The organism is Chitinophaga ginsengisoli, assembly GCF_003014595.1.
Taxonomy (GTDB): Bacteria; Bacteroidota; Bacteroidia; order Chitinophagales; family Chitinophagaceae; genus Chitinophaga; species Chitinophaga ginsengisoli.
This window is the reverse complement of the sequence record NZ_PYGK01000003.1, coordinates 614,151-638,951: the sequence shown is the minus strand read 5'-3', so window position 1 is coordinate 638,951 and position 24,801 is coordinate 614,151. Positions and strand designations below refer to the sequence as shown.

General features: G+C 43.9%; 19 protein-coding genes and 1 pseudogene. 10 read left to right on the top strand and 10 right to left on the bottom strand.

Going from position 1 to position 24,801, the window contains the following annotated elements:
• Window positions 1-169: 169 nt before the first annotated feature.
• Both CLV42_RS10505 and CLV42_RS10500 read left to right on the top strand, forming a co-directional pair.
• On the top strand, window positions 170-1,642 hold the full coding sequence (locus tag CLV42_RS10505) for a hypothetical protein (protein ID WP_106601859.1): 1,473 nt from the start codon (window positions 170-172) through the stop codon (window positions 1,640-1,642).
• Between the two features lie 437 nt (window positions 1,643-2,079).
• Entirely contained in the window at window positions 2,080-2,487 is a 408-nt protein-coding gene (locus CLV42_RS10500) for a hypothetical protein (RefSeq protein ID WP_106601858.1), read from the top strand.
• On the opposite strand, the gene CLV42_RS10495 is transcribed toward CLV42_RS10500, so the two are convergent.
• Genes CLV42_RS10495 through CLV42_RS10480 form a run of 4 tightly spaced genes read right to left on the bottom strand, consistent with a single transcriptional unit; the run spans window position 2,484 to window position 5,528 of the window.
• On the bottom strand, window positions 2,484-3,476 hold the full coding sequence (locus tag CLV42_RS10495; protein WP_106601857.1) for a hypothetical protein: 993 nt from the start codon (window positions 3,474-3,476) through the stop codon (window positions 2,484-2,486). The two genes, CLV42_RS10500 and CLV42_RS10495, sit on opposite strands and share 4 nt — an antisense overlap.
• Window positions 3,477-3,502: 26 nt before the next feature.
• Window positions 3,503-3,775 carry a hypothetical protein gene (locus tag CLV42_RS10490; protein WP_106601856.1) on the bottom strand — a complete coding sequence of 91 codons (273 nt, stop codon included), beginning with the start codon at window positions 3,773-3,775 and terminating at the stop codon, window positions 3,503-3,505.
• Window positions 3,765-4,925, bottom strand: coding sequence for a FecR domain-containing protein (locus tag CLV42_RS10485; RefSeq protein WP_106601855.1), 1,161 nt, complete (start codon window positions 4,923-4,925; stop codon window positions 3,765-3,767). The genes CLV42_RS10490 and CLV42_RS10485 overlap by 11 nt, the downstream gene beginning before the upstream one ends.
• 48 nt (window positions 4,926-4,973) lie before the next feature.
• Window positions 4,974-5,528: an RNA polymerase sigma factor gene (locus CLV42_RS10480; protein ID WP_106601854.1), complete on the bottom strand. Its 555-nt coding sequence runs from the start codon at window positions 5,526-5,528 to the stop codon at window positions 4,974-4,976.
• A 225-nt stretch (window positions 5,529-5,753) separates the two neighbouring features.
• Here CLV42_RS10480 and CLV42_RS10475 point away from each other — a divergent pair, with 225 nt between their 5' ends.
• The 3 genes from CLV42_RS10475 to CLV42_RS10465 all read left to right on the top strand — a co-directional run bounded on the left by CLV42_RS10475 (window position 5,754) and on the right by CLV42_RS10465 (window position 10,792).
• Window positions 5,754-8,975, top strand: coding sequence for a SusC/RagA family TonB-linked outer membrane protein (locus CLV42_RS10475; protein WP_170117456.1), 3,222 nt, complete (start codon window positions 5,754-5,756; stop codon window positions 8,973-8,975).
• 6 nt (window positions 8,976-8,981) lie between these two features.
• Window positions 8,982-10,373: a RagB/SusD family nutrient uptake outer membrane protein gene (locus tag CLV42_RS10470; protein ID WP_106601852.1), complete on the top strand. Its 1,392-nt coding sequence runs from the start codon at window positions 8,982-8,984 to the stop codon at window positions 10,371-10,373.
• Window positions 10,374-10,453: 80 nt separating this feature from the next.
• Window positions 10,454-10,792, top strand: coding sequence for a hypothetical protein (locus tag CLV42_RS10465; protein WP_106601851.1), 339 nt, complete (start codon window positions 10,454-10,456; stop codon window positions 10,790-10,792).
• On the opposite strand, the gene CLV42_RS10460 is transcribed toward CLV42_RS10465, so the two are convergent.
• The gene (locus tag CLV42_RS10460) at window positions 10,793-12,265 is read right to left on the bottom strand and encodes a hypothetical protein (RefSeq protein WP_106601850.1); all 1,473 of its coding nucleotides are present in this window, start codon (window positions 12,263-12,265) and stop codon (window positions 10,793-10,795) included.
• A gap of 139 nt (window positions 12,266-12,404) precedes the next feature.
• Here CLV42_RS10460 and CLV42_RS10455 point away from each other — a divergent pair, with 139 nt between their 5' ends.
• Both CLV42_RS10455 and CLV42_RS10450 read left to right on the top strand, forming a co-directional pair.
• Window positions 12,405-12,926, top strand: a complete 522-nt coding sequence (locus CLV42_RS10455; RefSeq protein WP_106601849.1) for a hypothetical protein — start codon at window positions 12,405-12,407, stop codon at window positions 12,924-12,926.
• An 83-nt stretch (window positions 12,927-13,009) separates the two neighbouring features.
• Window positions 13,010-13,501 carry a TlpA family protein disulfide reductase gene (locus tag CLV42_RS10450; RefSeq protein ID WP_106601848.1) on the top strand — a complete coding sequence of 164 codons (492 nt, stop codon included), beginning with the start codon at window positions 13,010-13,012 and terminating at the stop codon, window positions 13,499-13,501.
• Here the strand turns inward: CLV42_RS10450 and CLV42_RS10445 are convergent.
• The 4 genes from CLV42_RS10445 to CLV42_RS10430 are packed head-to-tail and all read right to left on the bottom strand — an operon-like array spanning window position 13,488 to window position 16,830.
• Complete coding sequence (locus tag CLV42_RS10445) at window positions 13,488-14,483, bottom strand: helix-turn-helix domain-containing protein (RefSeq protein ID WP_106601847.1); 996 nt, start codon at window positions 14,481-14,483, stop codon at window positions 13,488-13,490. The genes CLV42_RS10450 and CLV42_RS10445 overlap by 14 nt on opposite strands.
• 38 nt (window positions 14,484-14,521) lie before the next feature.
• Window positions 14,522-15,070, bottom strand: a complete 549-nt coding sequence (locus tag CLV42_RS10440) for an RNA polymerase sigma factor (protein ID WP_106601846.1) — start codon at window positions 15,068-15,070, stop codon at window positions 14,522-14,524.
• Between the two features lie 44 nt (window positions 15,071-15,114).
• A complete protein-coding gene (locus CLV42_RS10435) occupies window positions 15,115-16,245 on the bottom strand; it encodes a FecR family protein (protein WP_106601845.1) in 1,131 nt (376 codons plus the stop codon).
• A 36-nt stretch (window positions 16,246-16,281) separates the two neighbouring features.
• Window positions 16,282-16,830, bottom strand: coding sequence for an RNA polymerase sigma factor (locus CLV42_RS10430; RefSeq protein WP_106601844.1), 549 nt, complete (start codon window positions 16,828-16,830; stop codon window positions 16,282-16,284).
• Window positions 16,831-17,277: 447 nt separating this feature from the next.
• Between CLV42_RS10430 and CLV42_RS10425 the strand changes: the two genes are divergently transcribed.
• Both CLV42_RS10425 and CLV42_RS10420 read left to right on the top strand, forming a co-directional pair.
• Window positions 17,278-20,553: a SusC/RagA family TonB-linked outer membrane protein gene (locus tag CLV42_RS10425; RefSeq protein ID WP_106601843.1), complete on the top strand. Its 3,276-nt coding sequence runs from the start codon at window positions 17,278-17,280 to the stop codon at window positions 20,551-20,553.
• Between the two features lie 15 nt (window positions 20,554-20,568).
• A complete protein-coding gene (locus CLV42_RS10420; RefSeq protein WP_106601842.1) occupies window positions 20,569-21,981 on the top strand; it encodes a RagB/SusD family nutrient uptake outer membrane protein in 1,413 nt (470 codons plus the stop codon).
• Between the two features lie 1,437 nt (window positions 21,982-23,418).
• On the opposite strand, the gene CLV42_RS33890 is transcribed toward CLV42_RS10420, so the two are convergent.
• Complete coding sequence (locus CLV42_RS33890; protein WP_170117455.1) at window positions 23,419-23,556, bottom strand: hypothetical protein; 138 nt, start codon at window positions 23,554-23,556, stop codon at window positions 23,419-23,421.
• A 107-nt stretch (window positions 23,557-23,663) separates the two neighbouring features.
• Here CLV42_RS33890 and CLV42_RS10415 point away from each other — a divergent pair.
• Window positions 23,664-24,775, top strand: a pseudogene (locus CLV42_RS10415) (IS3 family transposase).
• Window positions 24,776-24,801: the final 26 nt, after the last annotated feature.

Here is a 24,801-nt window from a genome sequence, read left to right as displayed (position 1 = left end):
GCAGCAGAACAGGAAAGGGAGCCATATACTTTTGGTGGTTAACACGAAGGTGCTTTAAACACTATTTAAATTAGCATTTAACCAGTAATTTTAACCACTTTCAAAAATATTCTCTATCTCCAAACCAGGCTATTGGCCCAGCCGGTTAAATTCCTGCATAATTATGAGAATGCGTTTTAAGAGATATGTATACCTGGCGATGTTCACCATGCTGCTGCAGTTGATTGTCTTCAAATATTTTTATCCATTCCCCAACTTCATGCAGGATTCCTACAATTATCTCCGCAGCGCCTATACCAATGCAGACGTCAATATGTGGCCGGTCGGTTATGCAAAACTGATCCGCTTTGTCGGTATCTTTACCCATTGGGATACTGCGCTGGTGTTCGTACAGTTCTGCTTTTATCATATCTGCGCACTCTACTTCTTTTTTACCGTGCTTGATCTGACGGCAGTTGGGAAATGGCCTCGCAGATTGATCTTTGCCTTCCTGTTCTTAAACCCGGCTATTCTTTACCTGAGTAATTATGTAACCAGTGATGTCTATTTTATTGGCATCAGCCTTGTCTGGATATCTCAGTTGTTCAGACTGGTGTACCAGCCTTCAAATTGGTTGTTAGCTGCGCATCTGGTAGTGTTGTTGCTGGCGTATACCGTCCGCTATCATGCATTGATCTATCCCATCATCAGTATCACTGTGATCGTCTTTTGTGATTTTACTGTACGTGTTAAGATCGCCAGTGGCCTGATCATGGCCGGCATGATCGGCGGCTTTATGTTATACACCACTTATCAGTCGGAAAAGGTAACGGGCACCCGGCAGTTCTCCGCCTTCAGCGGATGGCAGATGGCTAATAATGCCGTACATGCCTATGCACATATGCCGGAGCGCCCTCCTTTGCAAGTGCCGCCGGAATTTGCAGCAATACATCATCAGGTGAATGCGTACATAGATTCGCTGCAACACATTCCCATGTCCCAACGTCCAGATGCGCCATTGATGGCTTTTTACCTATGGGATGCTACCTCGCCTTTACAACCTTCGCCTGGTGCGGTGAACATCGCAGACAATGCCGATCACCTCCGTCAGATGGCAGCTGTGGCGCCATTGTACAATGACTATGGCAAATACCTGATCAGCCAGTATCCGCTGCCTTATTTCCGGTATTTTCTACTGCCGAATTTTTTCCAGTATGCCTATCCTCCGGTAGAGAACCTGGGGCTGTACAATGACGGGCGCGACACGGTGTGGCCTATTGCCCAGACGTGGTTTCACTATGCTTCCAATAAGATCTACACCGTTTCCAATAAACGGGAGTTGATCCTGTTCGACTATTATCCTGCCCTGATGGTCTTTATCATCCTGTTATTCATTTCCGGATGGATTGCGTATTACCGGGTATCCGGCCCTTCCTTTGCGGACATAAAGTTCCGTAGTGCGCTAAGGATAGGCACCTTTTACTGGATCGTACACTATGGGTTCAGCGTATTGGCTTCACCGGTAGTATTACGATATCAATTGTTTAATATGATATTGGGCGTGGTGTTTGGCGTGTTGCTATGGGGAGTAGTGTTGAAAAAAAGGATATTCAACCCGAGCATATACAATAATAAAATAAATGTGGATCATTCGCGACGATAGGCTCCGTTAGGAGCCGCGTTGTTTGTAGCCAGGGGTGCAACCCCTGGGACAAAATGCCCCCGGGACAAAATGCAACCCGACAACGAAATGGTCCCCCGGTAAACAAAATGCCCCCCAGACCGGATGGTTCCATGACCCGTTAGATCCCCCGATTGTATGGTTGATATTCAGTAGAGGTTCGCTCGAGGTAGCCTCATCCTCCCTTAATCCTCCGTTCCGGAACGGAAGATTAAGGGAGGATGAGGCTACCTCGAGCGAACCTCTACTATATCTCAATTGAATCTAAAACCGGGATGCCAGCTTTGTCATGGCAGGCACAAACCGAAAAATGCAATAACCCTAGGTGGCATGTGGATAAAAAAAATTCTCTTCTTTTCATCTCATTTGACCCCGAAATGTGACTATGATAAGGAGGGGATTAAATAAACCAACCACGTATGAAAAAGAAACTTAGCGGAACAGCCAACTGGAAGAAGCGAGCACGGCATGGCGCCTCGAATACACTATTGATAATCATGTTATTGCTGATCCCGTTCCTGCGCAAGCCGGTACCCAGCCTGCAGGGTACTATCCGGATCATTTTCGAGCAGCAGCGAACCGCTGGCCTGGACACACCACCACTGACCATCAACGTGGCAGTAAAGGATGAACTGATCCCCGTGGGCGGAGTTGCGCTGTTGCTACTACTTTTTTTATATGTCAGGAAAAGGGAGAAAAGCGCGGAAGGGTTGGATGATGCCGCCAGCTCAAATATGGTGATGGACGATGACGAAGTAAGGGCGGCATGGAACCAGATAAAACGCTTTTTGTCTGAAGAAGATGAGGAAGATGAGACTGAAAGCTAATTCCGCTGTATGGATATTTTAAAATCATAATACGACTCTACGCTGGATATCATGGTCTCTGTATCCAGGGCTACTGCGGTAGCTATCTCGCTGAAGTCCTGGTCCTGTTGCATCAGCAGGTCAAAGGCATGCATCATTTTCAGCATGTGGATACAGTCTTCCATGGTGATGGCAAAGGTGTTCAGAAAGCCGGTTGACAGTTCCCTTTCAGAGATCTCAAACATCCAGGATATTTTGCGGATGTCGTGATAGATGTTTGTATTCGCCCGCAGGTACTCGAATATCTTATGGTAGACATCATACACGTCTATATCGTCAACGAACAACGCTTTGTCTTCTATGGCATACTGGCGGCAGAAGATGTTGAACAGGTCAGTACAACAGCGTTCCAGGTATAAGGCCGCCTCCTGCCTGAGATAGCGGCAGGTCAGGATCTTCGTGATCAGCAGTTGGCTGACAGCATTAACAGTATAGGGGTGCTTGTTGATCACCCGGTTGCCGGAAGACATGTCAAGGAGCCGTTGATACATGGTCGGATAGCTCTTTGCCAGTTGGGGCATATATTCGGGGAGTATGTTAATGTGCAAAGACACGGCTTTGGTGCCTGCTTCCAATGGGAGATAGCTCACGCCTGGCCGCAGGAAAAAAAGATTGCAGCTGTCTTCTGCCAGCTGGAATGGCTCAGAATGGGGCATCCTGATACTAAGGCTGGTTTCAAACAGGTAGTGTAAACTATACAGGGGGAAGGGCACAAATGGACAGATCACCTGATCCTGGTAGGCCATAACATCGTGTACCCACAGGGAAAATTTCCCCAGCTGCAGATGCTGGGAGAGGATGTGAACATTGGCCTGTTGCCAGCAGTGGATCCCGGCATAGGGCAGCAGTAACTGAAGATATTCCTCCGGTATCCGTGCCGCGTTGGTATCTGAGGTTCGCTTACCTTCCAAAGGTAGCAGTTTGGCATCTCCTTGCGCTAAGGGTGACATTCTAATGGGGGTTTGGAGTATAACAGTCAGGGTTGTGCAATGGTTCGTTTTTTTACTTCTTCCTGTAACATTAATTTGATGGAGGTGAAAGGAAAGAGGTTAGGCTTGTGTTGCCAAAGCCAGGAATAGATCTCCGTGGTGACCGACCATGCCGCTGCCTGGTCTTTCAGACGCAGGTAAGCATCGAGGAATACACGCTGGCGATAAAATATGAATAATATTTCCAATGCTTCTATATCGCCCTGCCGGATCTTTCGGAGTAATAGTCTTTCTTCTGCGATGGTTAATTTACGGGACATGATTGAGTGAAATATGTAATATGCTATCCTTATCAAAGTAACATGTAAACTTGTTGTCTGACCGGTATAGAGGACCGGCATTCAGGAAGTGAATGATATCATTACCTCTCGCCATTTCCCTTGTCACGGCAGGTATCTGGTCCTGTGCCTCAGGCACATCCACACTGATCCTGTAAGGAAAGCAGCGTTCCATTACGCGGGCCAGGCCCCGTAAGGTAGCCTCGGTGCAGATGTAGGTGCCCTGCCGCCAGGAGAAGACCTTTTCGGGGTCAAATTTTGCCTTACTGATATTTGTTCCCTTTTGCCAGCTGGCAACAGAATCCGGTTCCAGCGTGGTAGATCCACTTTCATTTTCTATCCGGATCTTCCCGGTCTTTAATGCCGCCTGTATACTTCCCTGTTCGGCTGTGTTTATATTAAATGAAGTGCCAAGTACCCTTATACTGCTTTTTTGCGGCAGATCAACAGTAAATGGCCGCGTTGGGTCAGGGCTTATTGCTACAAAGGCCTGACCGCTGATGGCAATTTTACGGGAGCTGACTGCAGGATCCAGGAACAGTGATACAGCCGTCTTGCCATCTGTATAGATGCTGCTCGCATCAGGTAAGATCAGTTGATAGGTAGCTCCCCGTGGGGTAATGAATCTTGCTTCAGCAAAATGATTGATAGGCCCATTGATGGACAATATGCTGTGTTGCTGGTCGAATGATAGATTGGGTATGCTGTTCCCGTTTATTGTATCCAGGCGGATGAAGCTTCCATCTTCAAACAGTAGTACAGGGTATTTATACATCGCCGCTTCCAACACCATTGTTTTCTTTGATTCCTTTACCTGTTGACTGTATTTGTAAAGGAATGCACCAAGCGTGGTTAAGAGGAACACCAATATCGTAGCTCCGGGGCTTCCCAGTGAGCGTATTGTTTTCTTTCTTTTATACTTTTTCAACTGGGTGAGTGACCGCTCTATTGACACTTCCTCCTCCCTTACGCCTTCCATGTCTCCCTCAGTAAGCAGTTTGATAACATTGTCACGAAGAATGACCGCCGCAGGATTGTCCCGCAGGATTTGCTGGAGTAAAGCAGCATCTTCCGGCGTGATATCTCCCGCCAGTTCATCAATCACTAACTGCGTTATCTGTTCGTTATTCAATGTAACCAGATTATAAAGTAAAGCTTCCTTATCAGAAAAAAATGATCGCTACAACATTTTAAGCGAATTGAACTTTGCCAGACGCTTGAGTCCTTCAGAGGCATATTTTGTTACGGACTGGGGCGATATCTTCATTATCCTCGCCACTTCTTTCTTTTTCATTTCCTGCAGGTAACAAAGTTCTATGGCCATTTTCATTTGAGGCGGCAAAGAGTTGATTGCTTTCAATAGCTCCCGATACGTCTCTGCGTCTTCCATTCGGCTGGTGGCAGGTACATACTCTGTTATTGTTTGCCGGTATCCTTTCAGGATCTCTTTCTCCCGGTTCGCGCTGCCGATAAATGTAATACATCGGTTCTTTACGGCGCGAACCAGATATGCTTTTACGTCTCGGGTGATATTTATGTCTTCCTTCCGCTTCAATAGTGAGAAGAAAAGCTCATTGACCACGTCTTCTCCGTCCTCCCTGTTTAATAATATTGCTTTTGCGTGATAAAGCAGGATTTTGTAGAAGCGCTTATGTAATGCTGCAAGGGCCTTTATTCCACCCTCTCTAATACTGATGATTAGTTGCTGATCATCTTGTGGTTGATTCTTGATCATATGCAGATTGTTTTAAAATTGGGATTTTCAAAAACGGCAAATTATTAAATGCTCCCCTGCATACTGTTAATGCGGAGTTAACAAAAAAAAATAGGTAAATGGGCAGGAACATTTATGCAGTTTTTGAGACTAAGTAAAGGGGGAGATAATTTCTCATTCGTATGCTATTCCTATGACCGTCCCATTTTGTATGAATTCCTGTTAATAAAAACTGATGGTGCAAACATGAAGAAGACTAGCCTAACCTGTAGCCAGCTTGTCCGAGGCATTGCCGTAATCCTGATGTGTTTCTGCGCTGCTGGCACCTCAAGTGCCCAGGCACCGGAACGGGAGATGCGTTTCACATTTTCAAAGGATAGCATGGAGTTGGGGGAGGCGATTGATTCGATGAAGAAATGGACCGACTTTTATCGTTTTGAAACTAATGATGTCGATTTAAAGCAAATGGCCCCTGTGGGATACAGGAACATATCAGTTCCCGAGCTCCTGGAAATATGGCATAGACAGATACAACTTGACTATACGATCCAGGGACGGTATGTAGGTTTTAAGGCCGGGCAACCGGTAGCCAGGAAACCGCCCCTCATCGACATACTGTACGGGACAGTCATTGATAAAAAACGACGCCCTGTTTATAAAGCATCTGTAAGGGTGAATAGTGGAGGAAGTGGCACAACGACAGACCCCAACGGGAGTTTTTCCTTGTTTCATGTAATGGCTGGCACGGCCATCAGCATTAGCTGTGTAGGTTATGTTACGCATGATACCACAGTGCCCGGCAATGCGGTACTGGATGTTACCCTGGAAGAACAAACAAATATTGTAAAGCCATTTGAGGTAACAGGCAATAAGCCAAAGAAGCACTGGTGGCAGGACAGTACCTATCGTTTCCCGAATGTGAAGGAGATTACTATGGGGGCGCAATTTAATATGGTGGATGACCTTAGCGGGAAGGCACCCGGAGTAGTGCTACAGCGAGGCAATGGCCGGGCCGCAGCTACCAGGAGTACGGAAATAAGAGGTCCTACCAGCTTGAACAGGAATAGCCAGGCCTTATATGTTATCGATGGTGTGATCATCGTGCCGGATTTCAAAGGAGGAGAAGGCACTATGAGCCAATACAGCTCCACATTGTCTTATCTGTCCACTGCCGATATAGACACTATCATCGTATTGAAAAGTGCAGTTGCTACCGCCCTGTATGGCGCGAGAGGGGCGAATGGCGTCGTGCAGATCTTTACCAAGAAGGCCACTCATACAGACAAGACCCATTTCATGGCGGATGTTTCCTATAGTTTTGGTAAGGTGCCGCACCACGAACATATGTTAAACACCGATCAATACATTCAGCTGCGTTGGGATGCGTGGAACAATGATGGGCTGTCACCAACAAGCAAAAAAGCGCCTGATATGCTGGACTGGGATCAATACCGGTATACTGACTGGCAGAAAGAATTAATAGGTCATACTGCTTATTATAAGGATGCGGTCCTCACCCTTTCAGGAGAAAGGGCCGCTTTCCAGTATAGGATAAGCGGGAATTTCAGGGAGAACTCGACACCGTATATGCGGGAGGGCAATCAATATGGGGATCTTAGGTATGGTCTGCATGGCAGCACCAATATAAAACTGTTGAATGACCGTCTCCATATCTCGTTAACAGGACTGGCCAATAATAACAGGACCCGTCTGCCGGGTACAGATTATACTATGGGCATTTCGCTGCCTCCCAATGCACCGCCATTGTTTAAGGATGGAAAGATCAATTATGCCTTGAGCAATTCCATTGTTTCCCTGCCGGATTTTGAAGGGCACATATCCAATATGCTCATTACCACTAGTATGAATTATCATGTTAATTCCTGGATGAGTTTCCTGCTAACGGGAGGCTATCACCGAATGGGGGCACATAATACATCTATCTCGACTATTGCGAAAAGAGGGGAAGAGGGACAGGCGAACCTAACGGCATCTTCTACCGAAAATCGTTATCTCTCCCAGACCATTGATGTGGAGCCTTCGGTCCAGTTTAACCTACGCTGCGATTCGCATAAAGTGGGGCTGAACCTGGGCGGGGTGTATAATAGCATCTATGCGGGTAATACAACGATCGACGCCAGCGGGTACCTGCGAGATCAGGATATCCTGCATTATGAAACAATAGGAACAGTAAAGCGAACACCGTCGGCTAACCGTTACAAATATGCGGGCGCGCACGCGCATCTGAATTATGACTGGAAAGAGCGATATACCCTGGAACTCGTGTTGCGGTTAGATGGCAGCAGCCGCTTTGGGAAAGATGAACAGGTGAATCTGTTCGGCGGTGGTGCGGCCGGCTGGGAGTTTGGCCGGGAAGCGTTTGTACGGCATGCATTGCCTGGCCTCAGTTATGGGAAACTGCAGGTAGGCTGGTCGGCCACCGGTAATGACCAGATAGACGATTACCAGTACGCTGGCAGTTATCAGCCGGCAGGCAGCTATCAGGCAGTAGAGGGATTGATGGCGGCAAAGCAGCAGAACAGTGCCTTAACAGGTGGAATGACCTACAAGAAAGACCTCACCCTCAACCTTGGTTTGCTGGACAACAAATTGGAGATAGAGGCCGCCTATTATCATAACCGCTCAAGACACCAGCTGGTGGAATACCCCTTGCCAGAAATGGCCGGTGGAGGAACCATCCAGCGGAATATGCCCGTGGCTATCCAGAACATTGGTGTAGAACTGACGCTGAATGCCGGGTTGGTGCAGTGTAAGCATTGGAGCTTAGCCGTACGATTGAATGGCTCCACGGGCACCAATACACTGTTTGCTTTCGAGGGTATGACGGCTGCACCATCGGGGCAGACGCAGTTAAAACGTCCTTTAAGGGAACTGTTTTATTACAATTTCTATGGCATTGATCCGAAGAGCGGGGAGGCGCTATACAGGAACGCAGCAGGCAATATTGTCAACGCAGCAGCACTGACGGAAAATGACCGGATCGTGGCGATCAACACAGCTCCCCGGTTTTATGGCGGTTTTGGAATTACCTGTACTGTCGATGGTGTCGAAATCACTTGTTCAGGGCAATATATGGTGCGTACAGCGGAGAATGCCATCATTGACAAGCAACATATGATCGGTACTATGTGGAACCAAAATATTTATGTGGCTGACCGCTGGCGGGAAGCCGGTGATAACAAAAGCGTACAAAAAGCCACACAGGCATCTTCGGAAGCAGACCAGAAGAAGTATTTAAACAGCTCGGATATTTTTATGGATGTGCGGTACATACGAATAAATAACCTGACTGTGGCCAGACAGATCGGCCCCTACCGGGTGTATTGCAATGTCAGCAACCTGGTTACATTCACCAATTATCCATCACTGGACCCCGAGACTCTTAGCCGTACCGCTTTACCTTTTATGCGTATTACTAAAGTAGGGGTTCAATACTATTTTAAATAAGATCATATGCGAATAGCATTTTTATATTGCCTGTTGATATACACTTGCCTGTCATGCAGGAAAATCATCGATATAGGAGAGCCCTCAGATAAAATGGCACCTGAAGAGGTATACAGTTCAGATAGTGGGGCGATAGCGGTAATGGCGGGTATTTATTCTATTATTAACAGCAGTGAGCTGTCGGCCGGTGGTAAAGGTATTGCTGTTTTCTGTGCATTGTATGCTGATGAACTGAGCTTAATGGAAGGTAACCAGGAATACCAGCGTTGTTATGAAAATACCCTGTCCGCTGATGATAGCCCGTTCTGGAGCCCGCTCTATCGTTGCATACAGCATTGCAATATGCTACTCAATGGTCTTGAAGGTTCCAATAGGATCACGCCTGCGGTGAAACAACAACTCACCGGGGAGGCGAAGTGCATCCGGGCTTTCTGTTATTTCTACCTCGTTAATTTCTTTGGGGATGTGCCGCTGCTGACCACTACAGATTTGCATAAGAACACTACTGCAGGTCGCAGCAGTACAGAAAGTGTATACGACCAGATAGCCGATGACCTGCAGGATGCCATCTCCCTGCTAAGGGAAGAATATCTCGGTGGTGATGCACAGACGATGGTGAATGAAAGACTGCGCCCTAATAAATGGGCCGCTGTTACCTTGTTGGCCCGGGTACACCTGTACCGGAAAAATTGGGCGGCGGCAGAGCAGGAGGCCTCGAATATCATTGCACGTAACAGGTTGTATGCCATTCCCGCTTTGAAGAATGCTTTCGCACAGCATAGCCCTGAAATGATCTGGGCATTGGAAAACACCACCACTACCGGTGTGAACGAAGATGCAGCGCTGCTTGTTTTGCAAAACGGCCCTGACCGGGAAATGCATCCTTTATTTATGAATAAGCGATTGCTGCAGCGTTTTGAGAAAAAGGACCAGCGTCTGGTGGTATGGATAGGAACGGATAGCACAAATGGCAGTACTTATTACTATCCATATAAATACCGGTTGGCGGAAGATGGAAGATCGCCTACTCCTTACCTGGCGGTGTTACGACTGGCAGAGGTCTTCCTGATCAGGGCAGAGGCCAAAGTGTACATCAATGACTTTGCGGGCGCCAGGGCTGACCTGATGAAATTACGACAGCGGGCAGGATTAGGTTATGTGGTGGCAAACAGCCGCACGGCCTTGTTAAAGGCCATTGAACAGGAACGGCGGGTAGAGCTTTTCACAGAGTGGGGCCATCGCTGGCTGGACCTGAAACGTTATGAGAGAGCCGATGAGATCATGTATACGGAAGCCAATACAAAAGGGACTACCTGGATGACCTATAAGCAATTCTTCCCTATTCCTTATGGTGACATGGTGTTGAATCCTGCATTGAAACAGAATGAAGGATATTAGCATTGATCTCTAAAGTTGGACCGGGCTATAGTATGCAGGTTTGTCAATTCTAGCTATAATTTTAGAAAAACTTTATTGCTATGAAACGGGCAAGGACAATACTGCTGATCATTGTACTGTCGGCTGTTACGGCAGGGATCACTGCATCTACATCCCTGCGGGGATTGAATAATTTATACCTGACCACCAGTACGCGGGTAACGATTAATGGCGTAAGCCGTCTGCTTACATTGGCTGATATATCCCCCTACCGGAACTTCGCGACCAGTCCCACACAGCCAACAGTGAATGCCGGCAGGCCGCTGTACACCAGTGTGACACTGACCTGGGTAACGATTGGTGGTGTGCCATATACTTATGATGCTCCTTCAGGGCTACCCTGGACGAGCACCCTGGTATATGATGATCAAGGTCAGTGATCATTCTTTTTTGGTCGCTTCTTTTATGAGGTATTCCATGAACAGGAAAGCAAAGGAAGTCATGACCAGTATGGGAAATAGCTGGAACCGTAACGCAATGGGCGAGGCGAATATACTGAACCCGAAATTTGTTAGCCAGAGGCAGACCACGAGTAATAGTCCTTTACCCAATAAGGGCTGCCGTTTGTAACCCTGTAATAAAAGGAACCCGATCATACCCAGGAAGAAGATCACATTCATTGTACCGACCAGGATAGGATAGAAGTCCAATATATCTACTTTGAAATCTTTGAACTTCGTGGTGATCTTATTGCTTTTATATTCAAACCACATCTGGGCGATCGGGGATACACTGTCTACGCCAGTACTGTAGTATTCCAGGAATTCAATAGGGGGGGCATAATATTTTAGCGCATTGGGGAAGAGGTAGTACCTGGCGAAGGCCATCGGATAATGCAGGATGATGTATTTGCCGTATTCTTCATACAAGGGAGATACGCTGGCCCAGCGTTTCAATTCAGGCGCTGTAGAGTCTTTCTTGAACTGGTCGTGCATGTATTTACGCAGGGGCAAGCCAGGTGTCCACATGTAGACGGTACTGGCCATCATCATTTCAAAGGGGTATTTAGGATTATTGAATGTACTGTCAAAATACTCCGTGATCATTTTATCGAGCACCTGGTATTTTTTAGGTACGGGTTTCCGCTGATTTTTGGGAACAAACTTATACGCATACATGGCATTGTTTGCCATCTGCCAACCGGTAAAAGGGGTGAAGATCCGCTTCTTACTGATTTCGTAATATTTTGCTTTGTTGTATTCAATAAAGCTGCCTAATAATATTATACAGAGGGCAAATGCCAGCACCTTTTGCAGCATCTTTTGTTTGGACAGCAGAAACGCAATGCCTGCAATCAATGGATAATAAAGTGCATTATATCTCACCGTGAATGCCAGGAATAATACAAATGCATGATAGATCATCAGCTTGCGGGAAGGGCGGTAAATGATCCAGAGCAATATCGTAAACCAGGTGATGCTCAATGATAGGAACAATGTATCACTGGATACATAATTGGCCAGGTAGAGGAACACAGGATTGAACAGCATGAATCCGAACAATCCGATCCTGGTACATCTGTGTGGATTGTAAAAATAGAAGAGTGTAAATACCATTGATAGCAGGCTGGCCTGCAACATCAGATATTGGCATACTACCAGGGCGGTATCTGAATGTGTAAATACGCTGAACAGGCGTATGAACATTGAGTATCCTACCGGGTAAGTATTGATGGATAAGTTCTGATACGCCGTTTCCATGTAGGCATAGGAGTCTCCATTAATGTAACTGGCAAAGGGATAAAGATATTTGAAGAACATTAACTGGAGAATGATCCCGATAATGGCTGTCCAGACGTAGGGGCGGTTATTGGGATCTTTGAAAATATATTCTTTGAGGCTCGGGTTACTCATGGGGAGCTTGATTGTGGTTAACGGGTTTTTTAAAGTTATGTGGTATACCGGGAGGAATAGTTAGGAGATAGAGAGAATTTGGCAGATTGATGAGTACTAAATAGTTAATTATCCGACCGGGATATGAATTATTAAAAGTATGTTGAACCTCCCTAATGCTAAGGCCGGTCTTTATACCGATCTGTTGCAAAAAATAACCTCTTATCAGGACCGGTTGTCAGTACGTTATGTACTGGAAAAATTACTGATCACAGATTCTCAGAGTGCAGCGGTGGATCATGAAACGATGAAGGAGTATTTAAGCGCCTACACGATCCATCTGTTGCTCAGCCATGATTTCATTCTTCGACATGACACGCCATCTGGTACTTACTATGAATTGAGTAATGATGAGTTGATCGAAGAAGTGGAAGGGTATGCAGGTATTGCTCCCAATAAAGAGATTTTTGATAATGAGCCCCTGGTACAGATCACACTGAAGACCTGGCGGAAAAGGCAGGATCGTCTGGAGCGTGACCAGCGCATGCATCGCCTGTTCCTGCAGATAAGAAAGCAACGGGAAGCGCAGATGAACGCTTTTTTGTATGAGGTGGTGGTGCCATTGGTTTGTATTCTGCTGTTGGCAGGACTCATCTTCGGCGTGACACATCTGCTGGAGTGATAGTATACGTGGAATACGCTATCTCCTAACTATTATCCCGGTTAAACAGGTTATATTACTCTTGTGTTAACCATCTATACAATATGAAACAGCTACTCGTTTTGTTTGCCCTGGGTCTGGCCAGCTGTACCCAAGCTCCTCATGCCGACAATATGCCGAAAGATCCGAAAGCATTGCCACCGATTGTATTGCTGAAGGGAGATACTGTATCGAAGTTCAATACAGACAGTCTTGCCAAGGGGCGTCCTACTTTGTTATACTTTTATGGTCCGGGCTGTAAACCATGTGATACGATGTCGCAGAAGATGGCCGCTGCTATGGATACGCTGAAGGACATCAATATCGTTTTCATCAGTGCCGGCAGCTTTCATGATGTGAAGTTGTACCAGGAGAGATATAAATTTGAGCAGTTCCCGAATGTGAAGCTGGGATTGGATTATAACAATGTCTTTTTCAGGTTTTATGGAGGGCAAGCATACCCCCTGCTGGTGTTCTATGACAAGAACAGACAGATCAAACGGGCGAATTACGGCTCATTACCATTGGATACCGTCCGTGCGATCATTGATAAGTAGCACTTCTCATACAGGCATAGTAGTCTCTTAGCTGCATGACCATATTCGTGACGTTTGGATATTCGCTGATGCTGGCTATTTCTTCCGCAGGTGTATTGGCTTTCTGCAGCAGGTCATAGATGTGCATCATTCTGCACATGTGCATATATTCATGGATGGTCAGCGCGAAATGCTGTTTAAACTCAAATGCGAGTTGTTTACCGCTGGCTTTGAATATGTATCCTAATTGAACAAGCGTGTGTTTGATGAAAGGGTGTGCCTGCAGATAGTTGAATAGCCGATGGATCTTAGCTGCATTCAGCACACTCTGTGACATCAGCGGCTGATTGGCCAGGGTTTCCTGGGCAGCGATGTTCCTCAACAGATCTATGCAGGCGCGGAACAGATAAGGGTATGCTCTTTTGGGTGCATAGCGGCAGGAAAGGATCTTCTCCAGGAGGAAGTCGCATACCATATTGCTTTGATACGGATGTGCGTTGATGGCCCCAATTCCTGTAGGCATTTTATTGGCCAGGATCTCCAGGCTGGGAAATTCCTCGACCATGTCTTTTAATACATCCTGTTCAATATTGATGTGAATGGAGAGTATCTTCTTGCCTTCGGTGATGGGAATGCGGTGTAGTCCTTTAGGCAGGTTAAAGAAATTAAATTCTTTTTCTTCCAGCAGGTAACTGGGTGCTGCCGGATCTTCGAAGTGCAGGCTGTCTTCATATATGCCATGCAGACTCCACATATGTGAAGGGATGCAAGGGCATAGTACAAAATTTTTCTTCGCCCAGATGTCATGTATCCATAAAGAGAATGGTCCGAAGTCGATATGTTGTGTCAGTATCTCTGCTTCTGCATCATCCCTGTAACATTGACCAGCTGCGGGAATGATCAGGGACTGATATTCCTCGGGGATAGCTGCAGGAGCGACATAACTGGGATTCAGTTTTTCAAGGAGCAGCAGTTTATTTACGCTGGATGCTGACGTATTCATGGATGGTTATTTAATTGTCTGTAAATAGACGGGATGCTTTATACCACTTCCACTTCGCGTAAACGGGTACGGACTACTTTCAATGCACGGCTCACCTGGTTTTTCACTACCTGTGGCTGGATGTTCATATCCTGTGCAATTTCTTTATGGCTCCAGTCCTGCAGGTAGAGCAGTTCAAATACTTTCCTGCATGCAGGAGCAGATACGTGTCTGGCCGCTTCCCGGATCTGTTGTCCCAGTTCTTTATTTTCAAGATTCCTGGGTACTGCACTTTCGGGAGAGGTATAGTAGGTATGCGATACAAACCTGCGGGCTACCTCATTGCGCCGGCACTTATATGCATATTGTAAATGCACTGCTCTATATAGATAATGTTTCAGGGAGATGTTAATAGACAGTTCCCTGCGCCGTTGCCATAAAGATGTAAAGATCTCCTGTACTATATCTTCCGCCTCTTGTTGGTTGCGTACCTTCTGATATGCTTCCGTCAGCAGTTGCGGACGATACCGTTTGTAAAGTGTAGCGAAAGCGGATGCATCGCCTCTTTTCACAGACAATAATAGTTCTTCCTCGTGAAATAACATCATTTTACATTCAAAACTGCATGACAAAATTTAAAGACCCTGTAACGTTAACGTATGTGTATGACACTGTCGTTATCAAAGTAATAATCGAAGTGTCCTGTGAATTTTAAATCATCCAGGAAATGCTGCATAGGCCTGGATTTGTCGATATAACCGGTGAAACGGCGTTGGCCTGTGTTGGCGTTATCATAAATGATATTTATTCCGTACCATCTTTTCAAAACGGCGCACATTTCGTCTATAGTCGCTGCATGAAACACATAAGTACCCTCTCTCCACGCTAATAATTCTTCCGCATCAAAACGTGTGGCCTGCATACGTTGACCTTTCTGGTATCGAACTGAGAATCCTGGTTTCAATAGGAGAGTGGTGGAATCAGCTTTCAGTTTGATGGCGCCTTTTACGAGTGCGATTTCTTCGTGTGCGTTGTCGTAGGTGTTGACGTTGAACTCTGTGCCGAGTACATGTACAGTTGTGTTGGGCAGGTGTACGATGAATGGCCGCTTCGGATCTGCGGCTACTTTCAGGTAGGCTTCACCCTGTATGGTGATTTCGCGTGTATTGCTGCTAAAGGCTACCGGGAATGCCATCTTTGAGGCCGCGTTTAACTGTATTGCTGATCCATCGGAGAGTTTGATTTTATAACCCTGTCCCTCGGGTACCGTGATCATGGCCATGCCATTGTTCGGCTTCCCTTTGAGGGATACCTGTTTTTCGGTGGCGTTTAGTGTCACATCTCCTACGGTAACGTGTTGCTGCGTGCTGCCCAGATTGACAGTTTCGCCATTGGGCAGCTGCAGAGCAACAGTTTTCAGGGGAGACAATCCATGGACAACTGCCTTAGGCTGGCTAGGCTTTGTTGGCTTAAAAGATATATAGATGCCGGAGGCCACTGAGGCCATAAAGGCAAGGCTGAGCGATGAGCGTACAATGACTCTGATCCATTTTCTTTTACGGATCCTGGCCCATACTTGTTCGATGGGCAAATGTTCGGGAGACAGGGCTAAGAAGGCCTGTTCCTCGGGCCCCGAAAACTGTTCGTAGATGGCGTTTCGGATAATAAGTGCTTCCGGCTCGTCTTCGAGCAGTTTTTTGAGGGTGGCACTGTCTTCGGGAGTGATTATTCCCCCTAATTCGTCCAGTACCAGTTGTTCGATTTGGGTTTCATCTATCTGCATGATAACCCTATAGTCGAAAAAACTGGCAAAAGGTACTTACGACAGGCTATGTTTCAAATTCTCGCGCAGCACTTTCAGCGCGCGGTGGATGTGGTTCTTTACCGACTGGACATTGATGTTCATTTCGTCGGCAATTTCTTTCAGGCTTCTTTTGTAGAGGTATAATTGTTCGAAGGCTTGCCTGCTGGCGGGCGTGATGCTGTTGATAGCCGCCGTCAGCTGCCTGCCGAGTTCTTTATTTTCTATGGGAGAGGTGGTAGTGTAAGTATCCGCCAGCCAGGTATATTGTTGCTTTTTATCGCGTGTACTGGTCTTTTTACGGATCAGGTCTACGCATTTATTCCTGACTACCTGTACCAGGTAAGCCTTGAGGCATTGCGGTTGTTCCAGGGAGTGCTTTCTTTCCCATAACCAGAAGAAGACTTCCTGCACAATGTCATTCCCTTCATCTGCGTCTTGTAAACGGTTATAGGCTTCTACATATAAACGTTTGCTATAGCGGTTAAAGATGGCATTGAAGGCTGTCTCACTACCGTCTTGCAGTAGTTTGAAGAGATGTTCGTCGTTGTAACCGTCTAGATGCATACTTCAACAGAAAATATAGTTATACAAATGAGCTGTTTCCGGGACCTCAAGGGATAATAAACTACATCTGGGGTAGAACAATGAACGTACTTTATACGCTTGCTAAGCTACTGAATCTCAATTTGCGAGAAGTTAATACGGTGTTAATGGCGGTAGATTTTTTCGGGGATAAACAGGTTTAAGTTTTTGTTAAATTTCTTTGGGTACCTTTTAAATTTTACCCCGACTGAATGTCTGGGAACTGACTCATTTTATTCCAGATTAGCTAACCAAGACATTTGACTATTACAACGAGATAAGGAATCGCTTAATTAAAAACCAACCATTATTCGTTTTTTCGGCTGAATTCATTCGCTGCGCTATGTCATGTGGTGAAAACTGTGTATGCATGTCTGTTCCCATAACAGTGCTTATTGCTACGCTTTTAACCAACATCAACCAACTATTATGTGCATCTCTACGCCTCGCAGCAGCCTGGTCGTCAGGTTTCTTTCCGTATTCTTATTATGCTGTTCTTCTTTGTATGCTTCTACTGATCAAACAGGGAAGCAGAAGGTTACTGTGATCGGCACGGATGTGACACTGGAGACAGTGTTCAGGCAGATAGAGCGGCAGACAGGGTTGAGGTTTATGTATGCGGTGGATGCAGTGGATGTGAAGGAAAAGGTGACGGTGATGTTTGAGAAGGTAATGCTGGATAATGTGTTGGAGAGTTTGTTGGGGAAGAAGAGGATTGAGTGGGTGTATAGAGAGGGGGTGATATCGTTGCGTCCGACGATTACCAAGAACAATGTAATCTTGAACAGTGATACGTTATTAAGCCGCTTTAAAGTTAGTGGCAAGCTTTCTGATTCAAAAGGTAATCCGATACCGGGGGTTACTGTTATTCTCAAGAACAGTGTGCATAAAGGTACTAAATCAGATAGCGAAGGCAGGTTTAAGTTAGAGGGCATAAAAATGAATGAAACTCTTGTGCTGAGTTCAATAGGATATAAAACAAAGGAGATTGTAGTAGAAGACCAGAATATTGTATTGCAAATGGAAGAAGTTGTTAATAAACTAGACGAAACTATAATCAGAGGATATGGGATGACAACACAACGTTTTAATACCGGTAACTTGGTTTCAATAAAAGCAAGAGATTTGGCTAATCAGCCTGTATCAGACCCATTATTAACTCTACAGGGAAGGGCCCCCGGCGTAATTGTTACACAAACAACCGGTCTGCAGGGAGCAAAAGTGAATATTCAAATAAGGGGACGTAATAGTATTAATAGTGGTACTCAACCTTTGTTTATTGTTGATGGTGTCCCCTTTCAGCCTACTGTGGCAGCACCTCCGTTGGGAAGTTATGGAGCCTTGGGGACAACAATTTCTGGGCTAAATTTCATTAATCCGGCTGATATTGAGAGTATTGATATTTTGAAAGATGCAGATGCAACTGCAATTTATGGATCTAGAGGAGCAAATGGTGTAGTGATAATTACTACAAAAAAAGGAGGTGTCGGAGTCACCAAGGTCGATATTAGTGTAAACAAGGGGTGGCAGCATGTGGCTAAAAAGAGAAAATTATTAAATACTAAGGAATACCTCAAGATGAGACGGGAAGCATTTTATAACGATGATGAAACACCAACGATTGAAAATGCTCCAGATTTGTTAGAATGGGACACTAGTCGTTACACTGACTGGCAGCGAGAACTTGTAGGGCATGCTGCCAGTTATTTAGATGCTCAAGCCAACATTTATGGTGGGGAATCCATTATCCAATATCGGATTGGAGGAAATTATCACAAAGAGACAACAATATTTCCTGGAGATTTCTCGAATCAGCGAGGAGGAGGGCATTTCAGTTTTACAGCGTCTTCAGTTAATCAGCGTTTGAAAGCGAATGTTACAGGAAGTTACTCGATTAGTAAAATGAATTATCCTGGAGCTGATTTTGCCAGTAATGTTGATCTTCCCCCAAATGCGCCTGCTCCATATAATTTAAATGGGAGTCTCAACTGGGCTAATTATACATGGAGGAATCCGTATGTAGCTCTAGTAAGCCGGATTCTTGATGCTCAAACAACTAATATGGTTCATAATATAGAGGTGAATTATAGGTTATTCCCAACTGTGTTATTTAAATTTAATTTGGGATATAATGAACTCGTAAATAGTGGTTTTATGGGGACAACTATTGCTGGGGCTGAGCCTAGATTGCTTGCCTCGGCTCGTGCATCAGCTACATATACTAGTTCGAAGATCAGATCCTGGATATCTGAGCCCCAAATTTCATATAATGAAACTCTAGGAAATGGAAATATAGATCTGATAGTTGGTGCTACAATGTTAGGTAATAAACAAGACAATCAATATGTCTTTACAGGAGGTATAGAAAGCGATGAGTTAATAAGGAACCCCGCTGCCGCAAATTCTTACTCTGTTAGGAGTTTGAATAGTAAATATAGATACATTGCATTTTTTGGAAGAGTGGGATATAATTTAGAAGAAAAATATTTATTCAATATAACATACAGAAGGGACGGCAGTAGCCGTTTTGGACCTAACAAAAGATTTGCTTCATTTGGTGCATTGGGTGTCGGGTGGATATTCTCGCAGGAGAAGTTTGTAAAGAATATGGTTCCTTTTTTGAGCTATGGCAAATTAAGGGCCAGCTATGGAATTACTGGTAATGATCAGATTGGAGACTATCAATATTTAGATCAATATGAATTTCAGGAATATCCTTATCAAGGTACAAAAGGCTTAAGAGTGCTCGGCCTTTTCAATCCGGATTTTGAATGGGAGAAAACACAGAAAGCTGAGTGGGGAATAGAAACAGGAATTTTGAAGGATAGAGTGATTTTTTCTACTAGTTATTATCGTAACAAATCTAGCAATCAATTATCTGGATATAACCTTCCCAACATGACGGGATATAGTTTTGTGACAGGAAATCTACCTGCGATTATACAAAATATTGGATGGGAGTTTTTGCTGACTAGTCAGAACGTAAAAAGGGAGAAATTTAGTTGGTCTACATCTTTTAATCTCACTGTTCCAAGAAATAAGTTGATAGCTTATGATGGTCCCAATAATTCTTTAAAGGTAGGACGAGCATTGTCTGTAATTGATCTTTATGAATTTATGGGGGTGAACGCTTCAACTGGTATATATCAATTTGCCAATAGTGAAGGTAAGCCAGTTAGCATAAGTGATGGTGCTGATAATAAACGGGCTACTGTTAATCTTGCCCCCACGCTTTTTGGTGGTTTTCAGAATAATATTAGTTATGGAGGGTTAAGCATTGATATTTTCTTTCAGTTTACCAAACAACAGGGAAAGAATGGATTGTTTAACGAAAATATTCTTCCCGGTAGTCCACGAAATCAACCGAAAGAGGTCTTGGAACGATGGCAAAAAGTTGGGGACTTAACCAATATTCAGAGATTTAATCAAAATTTTCAACTTTTCAATGATAATGCTTATAAGGGAGTATACAGCACTGCTGGTTACGTTGATGCCTCGTATATACGATGCAAGAATATTGCTATTTCTTGGCAGATCTTGGAAGCATGGCGGAAGAAGCTTAAAATCAACAGTGGTCGTATTTATATTTTGGGGCAGAACCTGTTTACTATTAGTAGATATAAAGGATGGGATCCCGAAACGCAAAGTTTGACGGTTATTCCTCCATTGAGAAACATTACTGTAGGTATTCAAGTTGGATTATAAATAAAAAAGATAAAAATGAGATATTTCAAGTTACTATTGTTCTTTTTGGGGGGATTGGTACTTATGCCCTCATGCAAAAAATTCCTTGATGTAGGAAATCCCCCGGATAAGATTGTAGCTGATGCTGTGTTTAGAACTAATTCATCTGCAGCTGCTGTTTTAACTGGAATTTATTACGATTTGCAAGGCGAGCAGTATGGCGTCGCGCAAGGTCGTGGATCTATATCTTTGCACAGTGGGCTCGCTGCAGACGAATTGACTGCATTACAAGACAGCTATTTATACGGCGAATACACCAACAATAGTCGATTTGATTTTTGGACTCCCCTGTACAAACTTATATATCGTGCAAATACAGCATTGGAGGGGCTTTCTGCTTCTTCGTCATTAGATTTGGAACTGAAGCAGCATTTAATTGGAGAGGCGCTTTTCTTAAGGTCATTTTTGTATTTCTACTTAGTTAATTTATATGGTGATGTTCCTTTATTGCTTACTTCTGATTATAAAATTAATTCTTCAAGTTCTCGAGTTGCTTCCGAAGTCGTATATAAGCAAATCCTGGACGATTTAGAAAAGGCACAGGCTCTTCTTCCTGAGGTCTATGTGGACGCTACTGTATTGAACATTACAGATGAACGAATTCGACCGAATAAATGGGCGGCTTTATCGCTGATGGCGCGAGTATATCTCTATTTGGGAAAGTGGTCAGAAGCAATATCCTCTTCAACAAAAGTAATAGAGAATAAGTCATTGTTTGATACAGTTGAATTAGAAAATGTTTTCTTGAAAAATAGTAAAGAATCAATTTGGCAGCTGCAACCAGTTGATATTAATGGATTGCTTTTGAATACCACAGATGCTCGTTTATTCTTTCTTTACGGTGCGCCGGACAGCTATGAAAGGCCTGTAATGGTATCGCAGTTTTTACTTGATGCTTTTGAAAATGCTGATAGAAGAAAGAATGTTTGGATTGGAGATACAATCACAATGGGGAAATCATACTATTATCCTTTTAAATATAAGTTGTATAAAGAAACTGACCCTTCTGGCGAATATTTAACGGTTATTAGACTAAGTGAGCTCTTTTTAATAAGAAGTGAGGCCGAAGCACGATTGGGGGATTTGGCTAAGGCACGACAGGATGTGAATATTATACGTCATAGGGCTGGATTGCAAGATCTTCAGCCTGGAAGTCAAATTCAAGTTTTATCCTCAATTTTGCATGAACGGCAAGTAGAGCTTTTTACGGAATGGGGACATAGATGGTTAGACCTGAAAAGGTCTCAAACGATAGATGAAGTGATGAATGAAATTTGCCCTAAAAAAGGAGGTGTCTGGCAGAGTTATAAACGATTGTATGAAATTCCAATTAATGAGTTAAGATTCAATAAATTTTTAATACAGAATCCTGGATATCCGATCAATTGATGTAATCATTACAACTGCAGTCAACACAGAGTTTAAGTATACCCCCTGCCTTATAAAGGAGGAAAATGTGTATAGCTACAATATATTACAAGTTATAATGAAATAATGATTTGGTTTGTATCTTTATGATTGCTATAACAATCAAGGGTATTAGGTTATGGAATTTCTGTGAGAGCTGAATTGCCATTTTCAAGAAAAGACTTGAGGTTGGTATTATCAAACAGCCTTCCTCCTTCAAGTATCCAAAGCGTTTGGTGGCTGCCTATAGTCCATCAATTCTACTGAATATAAAGTCGACCTCGAAGAAAACTTGCTTCGCCAATATCCTCAGAATATCTGATTGCAGTTGGAGTTATGGCATTGCTATGTATAAATGCCCTGATAGTAATATAGATCAAAAGAGGATGAACTAATTCAAAATAATTGCAGCAATTAGTTAGGATATGATATTGGGCCGGTTTCGGGTTTGGTTTTGGTTGGAGTATTAATTGGGCTAATATTAGCTGTCACAATAGTTACCGGTAAATTAAGTGACCAATATGGCAGTCAATATCTTAAAATTGTTGAATGCATCTACAAATATTTGTTACTGAATTTTCAAGTCAGTCAGAAAGTGCCAAAAATCTCAAACACTTGAGCAGAAGAAAAATCGGGTTTGAACTGGATAGCATATAAGAGGAACGGATAACAATCGAACAGTAGGACTCAGAGCGACTAGGTATTACCCTACTGAGCCAAGCCATATTTGAGGAAATATATTAGACCCAAATCCTGCTCTATAGTAGCCTCTGGAATAATTGAGATAAAATGGTTAGCAATCCCTCTCATGGAGGAATGCGTTTGTCCACTGTCGAATTGTTTTATCCATGTCTGAGGATTGGTAGAAAATTTGTTTCGGGCATTGATGTCTTCATGGTGAGATTACTTTGTATCTCACTTAGCAAGTGTATGCTGGAGCTGAGGTAATAAATAACTTTAGTGTAGTACCCAGTTATGAGATAGCAGCTGGGGAGATACTTTATTAGGATGCTAAGACATACGGTATGATGCGTCTTTGATTCATGTGGATGGATTTATTTTATGTAGTTTATATGTCACAGGTAAGCTATATAACACGGCAGGTTTCTCGCGATTACATGCAATCAATGGATAATTTTTGCGACTTAACTTATGGTGGCAGGACGGAAGCGATTTTCAAATGGCGTCGTTGTTTATATGCAATTTTCCGTCTGTAATATGGGTACTTAGTTTATCCCAGCTTTTCGGGCTAAAAAATAACGCTTTGGCGATTTGGATTTTGAATAACACTTGGTCATACTCATAACTCATTCGTTAGCTGCGAGACCGATATTCGGTGCAGTACCTTTCAATAATGTTTGAGTTATGTAGAGTAGCTAGATCAGATACAAACCTTGCTCAACGAGATATTTATCGCTATCATTGCTTCAATAAGGTAACGTTGGCCATGTGCCATACAATGGAGCGGGGTAATGCCTTTACTTCCAGCAATGTTGTCATGCGTGCCAGGGGTACCAGTTTGGAGTATTCCTTTGACGTTCTGGAGCATTGTTGCATACCCCTCTTTATTTCTTTATTGCACCTTACCTGGTATGTAAGTACCCCTTAACGGCAGACAGTTTAAAATTAGATAAAAGTGTTAATTTTAAACTAATCTGTTCATCATGAAAAAGACAAGATTTACAGAATCCCAGATTGTTTCTATCCTTAAACAACAAGAATCCGGGATACCGACCAAAGAGATCTGCCGAGAACACGGCATTTCAGAAGCGACTTTCTATAATTGGAAGAGTCGTTATGGAGGTATGGAAGCCTCAGATGTAAGGCGTTTGAAAGATCTAGAAGAAGAAAATGCGCGTCTGAAAAGGATGTATGCTGATGTATCCCTGGATAATCAACTTCTTAAAGATCTCTTCACAAAAAAAGGCTGGGCCCTGCCACCCAAAGACAAATAGCGCATGAGCTGGTTAGTGAAGAAGGTATTTCTGTGAGTAGGGCCTGCAGACTTGTATCCTTTCCACGATCTCAATTCTATTACAATAGCCGTAAGAATGATAATGCAGTTATTACTGCATTGCAGGAATTGGCTTTTAAGCATCCTAATTACGGCTTCAGGAAGCTATCCTCTTATTTGCGGAGGGCAGGCCATAAATGGAATCATAAACGGATTTACCGTGTTTATAGGCTATTAAAACTCAACAAACGTAGGAAAGGGAAAAGACGATTACCCGCCCGGATAAAGCAACCACTGATCAGGCAACAAATGATTAACGTTAGTTGGAGTATGGATTTTATGAGTGATAGTATGACTGGTAATAGACGCTTCCGGACTTTTAATGTAATGGATGACTGTTCAAGAGAAGCATTGGCTATTGAGATCGATACATCCCTATCTGCCAAGAGGGTTACGCGGGTACTGGACCGAATATTGACAACACGTGGTAAGCCGAATAGTATACGAGTAGATAATGGACCGGAGTTCACTTCTACAGAGTTTTGCCTATGGTGCAAAACGAATAATATCATCGTTCAATACATCCAGCCAGGTAAGCCAATGCAAAACGGATATATATAAAGGTTTAACCGTCTATATCGTGAGGCTGTTCTTGATGCATACTTATTTTTTGACCTTAACCAGGTACGAGAGTTAACAGAGGAGTGGCTGGAAGAATACAATCAGCGTAGACCACATGAAGCATTAAATAATCTTACCCCAGAAGAGTGGAAAAACATGGTTCTTGAAGAAACGATTCTCCAGAAGAATACTGTTTGCTAAACGGGGTACTTACAGTTCCAAGAGCA

What these genes read in the sequence shown, in the direction of transcription:
- CLV42_RS10505 (WP_106601859.1), top strand. Translation starts at nt 170, where the DNA reads ATGCGTTTTAAGAGATATGTATACCTGGCGATGTTCACCATGCTGCTG.
- CLV42_RS10500 (WP_106601858.1), top strand. Translation starts at nt 2,080, where the DNA reads ATGAAAAAGAAACTTAGCGGAACAGCCAACTGGAAGAAGCGAGCACGG.
- CLV42_RS10495 (WP_106601857.1), bottom strand. Translation starts at nt 3,476, where the DNA reads ATGTCACCCTTAGCGCAAGGAGATGCCAAACTGCTACCTTTGGAAGGT.
- CLV42_RS10490 (WP_106601856.1), bottom strand. Translation starts at nt 3,775, where the DNA reads ATGTCCCGTAAATTAACCATCGCAGAAGAAAGACTATTACTCCGAAAG.
- CLV42_RS10480 (WP_106601854.1), bottom strand. Translation starts at nt 5,528, where the DNA reads ATGATCAAGAATCAACCACAAGATGATCAGCAACTAATCATCAGTATT.
- CLV42_RS10475 (WP_170117456.1), top strand. Translation starts at nt 5,754, where the DNA reads ATGAAGAAGACTAGCCTAACCTGTAGCCAGCTTGTCCGAGGCATTGCC.
- CLV42_RS10470 (WP_106601852.1), top strand. Translation starts at nt 8,982, where the DNA reads ATGCGAATAGCATTTTTATATTGCCTGTTGATATACACTTGCCTGTCA.
- CLV42_RS10465 (WP_106601851.1), top strand. Translation starts at nt 10,454, where the DNA reads ATGAAACGGGCAAGGACAATACTGCTGATCATTGTACTGTCGGCTGTT.
- CLV42_RS10460 (WP_106601850.1), bottom strand. Translation starts at nt 12,265, where the DNA reads ATGAGTAACCCGAGCCTCAAAGAATATATTTTCAAAGATCCCAATAAC.
- CLV42_RS10455 (WP_106601849.1), top strand. Translation starts at nt 12,405, where the DNA reads ATGTTGAACCTCCCTAATGCTAAGGCCGGTCTTTATACCGATCTGTTG.
- CLV42_RS10450 (WP_106601848.1), top strand. Translation starts at nt 13,010, where the DNA reads ATGAAACAGCTACTCGTTTTGTTTGCCCTGGGTCTGGCCAGCTGTACC.
- CLV42_RS10445 (WP_106601847.1), bottom strand. Translation starts at nt 14,483, where the DNA reads ATGAATACGTCAGCATCCAGCGTAAATAAACTGCTGCTCCTTGAAAAA.
- CLV42_RS10440 (WP_106601846.1), bottom strand. Translation starts at nt 15,070, where the DNA reads ATGATGTTATTTCACGAGGAAGAACTATTATTGTCTGTGAAAAGAGGC.
- CLV42_RS10435 (WP_106601845.1), bottom strand. Translation starts at nt 16,245, where the DNA reads ATGCAGATAGATGAAACCCAAATCGAACAACTGGTACTGGACGAATTA.
- CLV42_RS10430 (WP_106601844.1), bottom strand. Translation starts at nt 16,830, where the DNA reads ATGCATCTAGACGGTTACAACGACGAACATCTCTTCAAACTACTGCAA.
- CLV42_RS10425 (WP_106601843.1), top strand. Translation starts at nt 17,278, where the DNA reads ATGTGCATCTCTACGCCTCGCAGCAGCCTGGTCGTCAGGTTTCTTTCC.
- CLV42_RS10420 (WP_106601842.1), top strand. Translation starts at nt 20,569, where the DNA reads ATGAGATATTTCAAGTTACTATTGTTCTTTTTGGGGGGATTGGTACTT.
- CLV42_RS33890 (WP_170117455.1), bottom strand. Translation starts at nt 23,556, where the DNA reads ATGCAACAATGCTCCAGAACGTCAAAGGAATACTCCAAACTGGTACCC.